Origin of the sequence: Sphingomonas segetis (assembly GCF_009720245.1) — a bacterium.
Lineage (GTDB): Bacteria > Pseudomonadota > Alphaproteobacteria > Sphingomonadales > Sphingomonadaceae > Sphingomicrobium > Sphingomicrobium segetis.
In genome coordinates, this window is record NZ_WJSQ01000113.1 from 1 (window position 1) to 9,109 (window position 9,109).

The 9,109-nt window shown below is 65.8% G+C and carries 11 protein-coding genes; 1 reads left to right on the forward strand and 10 read right to left on the reverse strand.

Annotated elements, in window-relative coordinates; translation table 11 throughout:
- The first annotated feature begins 241 nt into the window (after positions 1 to 241).
- Complete coding sequence (locus GH737_RS10695) at positions 242 to 808, forward strand: YbhB/YbcL family Raf kinase inhibitor-like protein (RefSeq protein WP_155264809.1); 567 nt, start codon at positions 242 to 244, stop codon at positions 806 to 808.
- Positions 809 to 880: 72 nt separating this feature from the next.
- Here the strand turns inward: GH737_RS10695 and GH737_RS10700 are convergent, their stop codons facing one another.
- The 10 genes from GH737_RS10700 to GH737_RS10745 form a co-directional block, all read right to left on the reverse strand.
- Complete coding sequence (locus GH737_RS10700) at positions 881 to 1,441, reverse strand: hypothetical protein (protein ID WP_155264810.1); 561 nt, start codon at positions 1,439 to 1,441, stop codon at positions 881 to 883.
- Complete coding sequence (locus GH737_RS10705; RefSeq protein ID WP_155264811.1) at positions 1,441 to 2,178, reverse strand: sulfotransferase-like domain-containing protein; 738 nt, start codon at positions 2,176 to 2,178, stop codon at positions 1,441 to 1,443. The genes GH737_RS10700 and GH737_RS10705 overlap by 1 nt, the downstream gene beginning before the upstream one ends.
- Positions 2,175 to 3,092 (reverse strand): aminotransferase class IV, encoded by a 918-nt coding sequence (locus tag GH737_RS10710; RefSeq protein WP_155264812.1) that lies wholly within the window; start codon positions 3,090 to 3,092, stop codon positions 2,175 to 2,177. Before GH737_RS10710 ends, GH737_RS10705 begins: the two co-directional genes overlap by 4 nt.
- Before the next feature lie 5 nt (positions 3,093 to 3,097).
- On the reverse strand, positions 3,098 to 3,499 hold the full coding sequence (locus GH737_RS10715) for a cupin domain-containing protein (RefSeq protein WP_155264813.1): 402 nt from the start codon (positions 3,497 to 3,499) through the stop codon (positions 3,098 to 3,100).
- A 35-nt stretch (positions 3,500 to 3,534) separates the two neighbouring features.
- The gene (locus tag GH737_RS10720) at positions 3,535 to 4,464 is read right to left on the reverse strand and encodes a cation diffusion facilitator family transporter (RefSeq protein ID WP_155264814.1); all 930 of its coding nucleotides are present in this window, start codon (positions 4,462 to 4,464) and stop codon (positions 3,535 to 3,537) included.
- Positions 4,461 to 5,747: a Xaa-Pro dipeptidase gene (locus GH737_RS10725; protein ID WP_155264815.1), complete on the reverse strand. Its 1,287-nt coding sequence runs from the start codon at positions 5,745 to 5,747 to the stop codon at positions 4,461 to 4,463. Before GH737_RS10725 ends, GH737_RS10720 begins: the two co-directional genes overlap by 4 nt.
- Before the next feature lie 128 nt (positions 5,748 to 5,875).
- Positions 5,876 to 7,291 (reverse strand): dihydrolipoyl dehydrogenase, encoded by a 1,416-nt coding sequence (lpdA, locus tag GH737_RS10730; RefSeq protein ID WP_155264816.1) that lies wholly within the window; start codon positions 7,289 to 7,291, stop codon positions 5,876 to 5,878.
- Entirely contained in the window at positions 7,284 to 7,646 is a 363-nt protein-coding gene (locus tag GH737_RS10735) for an endonuclease domain-containing protein (protein ID WP_230558767.1), read from the reverse strand. Before GH737_RS10735 ends, lpdA begins: the two co-directional genes overlap by 8 nt.
- A gap of 94 nt (positions 7,647 to 7,740) precedes the next feature.
- Positions 7,741 to 8,109 carry an acyl-CoA thioesterase gene (locus tag GH737_RS10740; RefSeq protein ID WP_338061781.1) on the reverse strand — a complete coding sequence of 123 codons (369 nt, stop codon included), beginning with the start codon at positions 8,107 to 8,109 and terminating at the stop codon, positions 7,741 to 7,743.
- The coding region (locus GH737_RS10745; protein ID WP_155264818.1) for a 2-oxo acid dehydrogenase subunit E2 at positions 8,106 to 9,109 on the reverse strand (1,004 nt) is incomplete at its 5' end. The genes GH737_RS10740 and GH737_RS10745, both read right to left, overlap by 4 nt.

Below are 9,109 nucleotides of genomic sequence, written 5' to 3' on the forward strand. Positions count from 1 at the left end.
GGCGGCCTGCTGCTGTGGGTGCGGGCACGCGACCGCGGTGACGAAGCGCGCGCAATCGCCATCCTGCGCAAGCACGCCGGCGACCAGCTCCGCGCACACGGCGCGTTCCTCGCCGCCGCCTGAGCCTGCCGCGCCGCCATTTTGGGCCGAGGCTCGGGAACCTGCGGATGAGCAGCGGAACCGACGCGATGCGGCTCCGTTGGCCCAGTATCGTATCGGGAACCGAAACCCGGGAAGCGAAATGCCGAGCAGACTGGCGCCGGCGCTACTTGCCATCGCTTTGGCGGGCTGCGGCGCAGACGATCATGCGAACAACCAGGCCAACGGAGGAGCAACCGTGGACAATGCCACCCTTACGAAACTGGAACTGACCAGTGATGCCTTTCAGGACGGCGAGCCTATCCCGACGCAATTCACCTGCGACGGCGCCGACGACACGCCCGCGATGCGCTGGGGCGAGCCGCCCGACGGCACGAGGGGCTTCGCCCTCGTGATCGACGATCCCGACGCGCCGAGCGGCACCTTCCGTCACTGGGGCGTGTTCAACATCCCGGCGTCGGCGCGCTCGATCGGCGGCGCGGCCGAGCACGCCGGCACCGAAGTCGCCAACGATTTCGGCAAGTCCGGTTACGGCGGCCCTTGCCCGCCCCGAGGCCACGGCACCCATCATTACCATTTCAAGCTGTTCGCGCTTGACACTGACAAGCTCGATCTGCCGCCCAATTCGAAGGTCGCTGACGTGGAGAGTGCGGCGCGGAAGCATGCGATTGCCGAGGGTGAACTGGTCGGGACCTACGAACGGAAATAGTTCACGCGGAGCCGTGGAGAAGGAAGGATTTTCACGCGAAGGCGCGAAGGCCGATTTCTCCTGCCCGCAGTTTCAGAGACGCGCGAACAGGATCGCGACGTAGGACGAGAAGCTCGCAACGCCGAAGATGGCCAGCGCCAGCTGGGCCTTGCGCCCGCGGAAGAGGATGCCTGCCACAGCCGCCGCCGCGAACAACAAATGAAACGCCAGGTTGAGCGGCGACGTCAGCCGGTGCTGAAGCACCAGATCCTTGGCCAGGCTGCTCGTGAGCATGGCGATGAGAAACAGGAAAAAGGCCTTGCGGTGGCGGTCGAAATGGCCGGCAAGATCGACCCGCTCTTCCGCGGGAACGTCCGGAAGGACGAGTGCCGAAAGCATGTAGATCAGGCCCATCTGGATGAGGATGATACCGAAATCGGCGAAGTCCCAATCCGTGCGGGTGTTCAGCCCGAAGCTCGCCCACCAAGCCTGAGCGGCGAACAGGAGCACGAGACCGCTCCAGATCAGCGCCGCCGGGTCCGCGCGCACCCTCCCGCGCGCGAGCAGCAGCGCGCGATAGCCTTGCAACACTTGGGTGACCGCCAGCCCGAGGATGATCGACAACAGGACCGAGAGATAGCTGAACGCGTCCATCACGGGTTTTCGGCGCGGATGCGATGGCTGGCGAGGCGCTCGTAATAGGGCCTGCACCGATCGGCGAGGCGTTTCGCGTCCGCCGGCAGCGAGAGGGGGTCGCTGTCCGGCGCACCGAAACCGGTGCTCTTCTCAACAGCGCCGTACCAGTGCGCGGCCCACACTCCGTCGCTGTCGCGGCGGCCGGGCGCCCAACTCAGCATTGCCGCGTCCCACGGAATGCCGAGCGCCTCGCACAATCTCGAGAGAACCGCATCCGGGTTCGCCAGCACGTCATTGGCATCGATCACCGGCGGCACATGACCGAGCCGGCCGGCCTCCCGCTCGAAAAATTCGGCCTGCCTCTCGAGCCCGAAATCCTCGAATGCGCCGGTCTCGCGCTTGCGCAGGTAGGAGGCGATCATCCGTTCCGGATCGCGGATCAGGAATGCGTGGGTGAAGCCGGCGAAATCGTCGTAGCCGACCGGCCCTGTCATGTGGTGCCACATGTGCTTCTGGTACCAGACCGGCGAGCGGTCGGCCGCATCGCCGGACAGGGCCTCCATCACGCTGCGCCAGTCGCAGTCCATGCTCGCGATGACCTCGTCGCGCATTGGATGATCCGCGCCGCTATGCTTGAGAAAGCAGCCGTAGAAGGGCTCGTCCGAAACGAAGGTGTCGGACCTGCTCCCGAAACTGCGCATCATCGCCGTGGAGAGATTCCGAGGCCCCGACCACATCGCGATGCGGAGCGTCACGGACGCACCTGCTCCTCCACATCGCTGTCGAGGCGCTCGGCGTAGAGCTGCCGCAGCCGCTCGACGACGGGTCCGCGGCACTGGAGGGTGCGCCCGTCGATCTCCCTCACCGGTACGATGCCCGCGAAGGTGCCGGTCGTGAACGCCTCGTCGGCACCGTAGACGTCGGTCAGCGAGAAGTCCTTTTCGAGCGCGGGAATGCCCGCTTCGCGCGCGATTTCGAGCGTCAGCCCGCGAGTGATTCCGCCGAGGCAGTACTTCCCACTCGACGTCCACACCTCGCCCTTGCGAACGATGAAGAAATGGGTCGAGTTGCAGGTCGCGACGAAACCGTTGGGGTCGAGCATCAGCGCCTCGTCGGCGCCGGCCTGGGTCGCCTGGATCGAGGCGAGAATGCAATTGAGCTTCGAATGCGAGTTGATCTTCTGATCCTGCACCGCCGGGTCGCCGCGGCGGACATGGACGGTGAACAGCTTGAGCCCGCGTTCGTACACGGCCGGATCGGGCTCCTTGTATTCGGGGATGATGACGATCGTCGCGCCGCCGACCACCACGCGCGGATCCTGGTAAGGCGTCGCGCGAACGCCGCGCGTCACCATCAGCCGGACGTGAACGCCCTCGTTCATGCGGTTGGCATCGAGCGTGGCGTAGAGGCGGCCGATCAACCCCTCGCGGCTGAGCCCCACGTCCATGGCGATCGCCCTGGCGCCTTCGAACAGGCGGTCGAGATGGCGGCCCAGGAATGCGAGCTTGCCCTTGTGGACGCGCAGGCCCTCCCAAACGCCGTCGCCGAGCATGAAGCCGCTGTCGAACACCGACACGACAGCCTCCGCGCGGGGCTTGAGCTCGCCGTTGACGCTGACCAGGATCGAAGCGTTGCGCGGGTCGGAGACGTCGTGCATCGACTTGGCCATCGCGGCTATTCCGTCGTCCCGCCGTCCCATTCCTCGGCGTGATGGCGCGCTTCGGCTTCTTCCCTGGTCGCCTGGACGACGCCGTCCTTGTGCTCGGGCGGCGCGTAGATGGTGTAGAGCCGAAGCGGCTGCGATCCCGTGTTGCGGACATTGTGCCTTGCACCCGCGGGCACGATCACCGCGAAATCGTCCTCGACGGGGTTCGCAACGCCGTCGATGTCGACCACGCCCGAGCCCTCCTCGATCCGGAAGAACTGGTCGCGGTCGGGGTGGACCTCCGCACCGATGTCGCAGCCGGGCGGCAGCGTCATCAGCACGAGCTGGAGGTTGTGACCCGTATAGAGGACGCGCCGGAAATCCTCGTTCTCGACCGTCCGCTTCTCGATATTGTCGCAATAGCCTTTCAAGATAGCCTCCTCTGGTCCGGCGCGCCGCCCCCCGCTTAGTGGTTCCGGCGTTCGGCGGCGCCGTGCATGGGCCGAACGAACAGGCGGCGCACTTCGGGCCAGCGCTCCTGCGCTTCGTCCTCGATGCGGCACACCACTTGCTCGACGTCGCCAGCGCGGATGTCGTCGTCGAAGTCAACGTTCATCATCACCGTGATCTGGTCCGGCGACGAATGAACGGTAAGGACGTCGCCGACGCCCACCACGCCGGGCATGGTGCAGGCGAGGTCGTGGAGGGCCTGGGCGATCTCCGGGTCCGCTGCCTCCCCGATCAGCAGGCTCTTCGATTCATAGGCGAGCAGGGCCGCGGTCATCCCGAGAATGATGCCGATCACAATCGATGCCGCGCCGTCGAAGAACGGGTTGCCGGTAATCTGCGCGAGCATCAGCCCGACGGCCGCGGCGATGATGCCGGCCATCGCCGCGCCGTTCTCGAGGAGCACGATGAAGCCGGGCGGATCCTTGGACTGCCGCACGGCCTGGAGCCATCCAAGCTTCCCGCGGGCGGCGTTGAACTCGCGATAGGCTTCGATCGTCGACCAGCCCTCGAGGAAGAAGGCAACGAGCAGGACGGCGTACGCGATCAGCGGCGAGACCGCCGGCTCGGGCTCGGCGATGTGGATGATGCCTTCGTAGATCGACACGCCCGCGCCAAGCGAGAAGACGAGCACGGCGACGACGAAGCTCCAGAAATAGAGCTCGCGGCCGTAGCCGAACGGGTGAATTCTGTCGGGCGGCTTCTTCGCGGCGTGTCTGCCCCACATCAGCAGCAGCTGGTTGGTCGAATCGACCACGCTGTGCACGCCTTCGGTCAACATCGCCGACGAGCCGGTGATCGCGGCCGCGACGAACTTGGATATGGCGATGCCGAGATTCGCGAGCAGCGCGACGACGAGAGTGCGGGTACTGGCGGTCGGCGAGCTCACCGGATCGCGCCGCGTCCCTTGACCAGCTCGCCGCCCTTCACGACCACGTCGACTCGCTCGAGCAGGGTAACATCGCGTAGCGGGTCGCCGGCGACTGCTATGAGATCGCCGTAGCGTCCCGGCTCGATCACCCCGACGTCGCTGCGCCCGAGCGCTTCGGATGCCCGGACGGTCGCGGCCTGAATGGCCTGGATCGGGGTCATGCCCCACTGCACCATCTTGGCGAACTGCTTCGCATTGTCGCCGTGGGGGTAGACGCCCGCGTCGGTGCCGAAGATCATCTTCACGCCCGCCCTGACCGCGCGCTGGAAGGTCTGGCGCTGCTTGAGGCCGATCATCCGCTCCTTGTCGAGGCTCTCCTGCTCGGTCCCGTTCGCTGTGCCCGTCGCGAGGATGTAGTCGTCGTTGTAAATGTCCATGTCGAACCACGTGCCGTGCTGCTTCGCGAGCTGGATGGTCGCGTCGCTGGCGAGGCTTGCATGCTCGATGGTGTCGATTCCGGCGAGGATCGCGGTACGGATGCCCTCGTCGCCGTGAGCGTGCGCGGCGACCTTGAGGCCGAGCATGTGCGCCTCGTCGGCGATCGCCTTCATCTCCTCGAGCGTCATCTGCTGCGCGCCCACGCTGTCGCCGAGCGAGAAGACGCCGCCCGTCGCGCAGATCTTGATGACCTCGGCGCCGTATTTGTGAACCCAGCGCACCTTCTCACGCGCCTGCTCAGGGCTGGTGACGATCCCCGGCCCCTGGTCGTCGGCGCCGAGCGACGGCGGAAGCCCGTTGGTATCGTCGCAATGCCCGCCCGTTGCGCCGAGCAAATAGGTCGCCGGGACGATCCGCGGCCCGACGACCCAGCCGCCGTCGATCGCTTGTTCGAGCGCGACATCGTCGAAATCGGGCGATCCGACGTTGCGCACTGTCGTGAATCCGGCGTCGATCGTCTTGCGCGCATTGACCGGCCCGATCGTCGCCCAGAAGCCGTCGGTATATTTGAGCCCCTGGTAGCCGCCGATCTCCGCCAGGCTGTTGAGGTGGACGTGCATGTCGATGAGGCCGGGCAGCAGCGTCTCGCCCGGCAGGTCGATATGCTTCACGCCCGCCGGAAGCTGCATCGACGCGAGCTGTCCGACCTGCTGGATCCTGCCGTCGTCGCCGATGAGGATCGCGGGATGATCGACGTAGCGGCCGGTGGTCACGTCGAGCATGCGATCGGCGGTGACCACTGTCGCGGCTTGTGCAGCAGTCGCCGTCAGCGATGCTGCGGCTGCCAGAAGCCAAACCTTCATCAACCCCACCCTTCGAATGTTCGCGAATGTTCGCAGTGATGCGCAGCAATTTCCTGCTGCAGGAGCCGTCGCCAACCCCGCTGTGCACGGCTGCGCGCCATGGCACAATCAGCAACCTGTAGGACAGGTCAAATGTGGATTACCCGTCCGAACGCGGCGAGCACGCTTTCGTGCATCATCTCGGACAAGGTCGGGTGCGGGAAGACGGTCTGGATGAAGTCGGTCTCGACCAGCTCGGCGGTCTTGCCGACCGTATAACCCTGGATCAGCTCGGTGACCTCCGCGCCGATCATATGCGCGCCGAGCAATTCGCCGGTCTTCGCGTCGAAAACGGTTTTGACGAACCCCTCGACCTCGCCGAGCGCGATCGCCTTGCCGTTTCCGATCGCCGGGAATTTTCCGACCTTCACTTCATAGCCGGCTTCCTTCGCCTTGGCTTCGGTCAGCCCGACGCTCGCGACCTGCGGACGGCAGTAAGTGCAACCCGGGATGTTCTTCGGGTCGGTTGCGTGCGGGTGGACGTCCTTGTTGCCGAGCTCCTGCGCGATCGCCTCGGCGGCGGTGACGCCCTCGTGGCTCGCCTTGTGCGCGAGCCACGGCGGCGCGGTCACGTCGCCGATCGCCCAGATGCCGGGGACGTTGGTGCGGCACAACGGGTCGGTGTCGATATGGCCCTTGGTGGTTTTCACGCCGAGCGCCTCGAGCCCGATGTTCTCGGTGTTGGGAAGGATGCCGACCGCGACGATGCAGTGGCTGAAGCGCTGCTCGCCCGACTTGCCGTCGGATGTCTTGATGACCGCCGCGACCCCCTTCGCTTCGGGCTTGAGGCTTTCGACGCCGGCGGAGGTGAGGATGGTCAGCCCCTGCTTCTTGAGGCTCTTGGCGAGCTGGTCGCTGACCTCCGTATCCTCCACGGGGACGACGCGGTCGAGCATCTCGACCACGGTCACCCTGGCCCCGAGGTCGGCGTAGAAGCTCGCGAACTCGATCCCGATCGCGCCCGAGCCGATGACCAGAAGCTCGGTCGGCATGTCGGGCGGGGTCATCGCGTGGCGATAGGTCCAGATGCGCTTGCCGTCGGCCTTGGCGAACGGCAGGTCGCGCGCCCGCGCGCCGGTCGCGACGATGATGTGTTTCGCTTGCAGCTCGGTCGTCTTGCCGTCGGCTCCGGCGACGCTGAGTTTGTCCTTCTCGGTCAGCTTGCCCTCGCCCATCACGACCGCGATCTTGTTCTTCTTCATCAGGTGCGTGACGCCCTGATTGAGCTGCTTGGCGACCGCCCGGCTGCGAGCGACCACCTTCCCGATATCGAACGACGGCTTGTCGTTGCTGAGCCCGTAAGCGTCGGCATGCTTCATCAGGTGCAGCACCTCGGCCGAGCGCAGCAGCGCCTTGGTCGGGATGCACCCCCAGTTGAGGCAAATCCCGCCGAGCAGCTCGCGCTCGACGATCGCGGTCCTGAGCCCGAGCTGGGCAGCGCGGATCGCGGCGACATAGCCGCCGGGGCCGGAGCCGAGGACGATGAGGTCGTAGGTGTCAGCCATTGGATGCTCCGCTTAGCCCCTCTCCCCTTGCGGGAGAGGGGTTGGGGAGAGGGGGCGAACGCAGAGCCGAAAGAATCAGCTCGCCCACTCCTTCTTCATTTTCGAATATGTCGTTGTTCCAGAACCGCAGGATGCGAAACCCCTGTGCCTTCAAATAGGCATCACGCCGTTGGTCGTGCTCGCTCTCCGCATGTTGGCCGCCGTCAACTTCGATGATCAGCCGCCGCGCAAAGCAGACGAAGTCCACAATGTAGAAGTCCAGCGGAACTTGCTGTTTGAACTTGTGGCCTGAGAAGCGGTGCGCCCTCAGCAACTGCCAGAGCCTGTGCTCCGCTTCGGTGGACTGAGACCGCATTGCCTTCGCTCTCGATCGGAGCTTGGAGATGCGACGCGCCCTCTCCCTGCTGTCGCTGCGCGACAGCTTTCCCTCTCCCGCGAGGGGAGAGGGGCTAGTCACTGGAAACCTCCCTCGGCTTGCCTGCTTCATCGAGCGCGACGAAGGTGAACTCGCCCTCGGCCACGACCGTTTCGCCGTCCCCGTCCCGCTGCCGTGCGATGGCTTCGGCCTTCAACCGCAGCGACGTCCGCCCCTGCTTCAGCAAGTCCACATAAACGCTGAGCTCATCGCCGACGGCCATCTTGCCTGGAAACCGAACCGCGTCCGCCGCGACCAGCAGCGCTTTTCCCTTCGTCCGCCGCGACACGAACGACCCGCATGCCAAGCCCATCTGCCCCATCAGCCAGCCACCGAACACGCCGCCATAGGGGTTGGTGTCCGCGGGCATGGCGGTGACGCGGATCACCGCCTCTCGGCTCAAGCCAGCATCCCCAGCGGGTTTTCGACCAGGCGCTTGAATGCCTGCATCAGCTTTGCTCCCTCGGCCCCGTCGATGGCGCGGTGGTCGAAGCTGCCGCTGGCGCTCATCACGGTCGCGATCTGGAGCGAGTCGTTGACCACGTAGGGCCGCTTCTCGCCCGCGCCGACGGCCATGATCATGCCCTGCGGCGGGTTGATCACCGCGTCGAACTGCTTGGTCCCGAACATGCCGAGGTTGGAGATGCTGGCGGTGCCGCCCTGATATTCGTGCGGCTGGAGCTTGCCCTCCTTCGCGCGCCCGGCGAGGTCGATCATTTCCTTCGAAATGGTCGACAGGCTCTTGCTGTCGGCGCCGACGATGATCGGGGTGATGAGGCCGTCGGGGATCGCGACCGCGACCGAGATGTCGGCGCGGCTGTATTTGATCAGCTGGTCGCCGGCGAAGCTGACGTTGGCAGTCGGCACCTCGATCAGCGCGACGGCCAGCGCCTTGATCAGCAAATCGTTGACGCTGAGCTTCACGCCGCGGCTTTCGAGGCCCTTGTTGAGCTCGCTGCGCAGCTTGAGCAACGCGTCGAGCTGGATGTCGACCGTCAGATAATAATGCGGGATGGTCTGCTTGGACTCGGTCAGCCGCCGCGCGATCGTCTTGCGCATGTTCGAGAGCTTGACCGATTCATGCGGAATTTCGCTCGAGACCGGCTGAGCCGCAGGTTGCGGAGCCGCAGGTGCGGGAGCCTTGGCAGGCGCAGCGGTCTTGCCCGCCGCGGCATCGACGTCGGACCGCACGATCCGCCCTCCAGGGCCGCTGCCCTGAATGGAGGACAGGTCGATGTTCTGCGCCTGCGCCAGGCGGCGGGCGAGCGGGGAGGCCTTGACGCGGTCGCCGTCCGCGACCGCGGACTGATGCGGGTTGAGGATATATTCGCCGTCCTTGAAGCCGACCCGCGCGGCGCCGATCGGGCCCATGAACGGCACGCCGCTAAGCGTCAGCGCAGCCG

Excerpts from the sequence above, each read along its gene's own strand:
- GH737_RS10735 (WP_230558767.1), bottom strand. The coding sequence starts at position 7,646 with ATGCGGTCTCAGTCCACCGAAGCGGAGCACAGGCTCTGGCAGTTGCTG.
- GH737_RS10725 (WP_155264815.1), bottom strand. The coding sequence starts at position 5,747 with ATGAAGGTTTGGCTTCTGGCAGCCGCAGCATCGCTGACGGCGACTGCT.
- GH737_RS10700 (WP_155264810.1), bottom strand. The coding sequence starts at position 1,441 with ATGGACGCGTTCAGCTATCTCTCGGTCCTGTTGTCGATCATCCTCGGG.
- GH737_RS10710 (WP_155264812.1), bottom strand. The coding sequence starts at position 3,092 with ATGGCCAAGTCGATGCACGACGTCTCCGACCCGCGCAACGCTTCGATC.
- lpdA (WP_155264816.1), bottom strand. The coding sequence starts at position 7,291 with ATGGCTGACACCTACGACCTCATCGTCCTCGGCTCCGGCCCCGGCGGC.
- GH737_RS10695 (WP_155264809.1), top strand. The coding sequence starts at position 242 with ATGCCGAGCAGACTGGCGCCGGCGCTACTTGCCATCGCTTTGGCGGGC.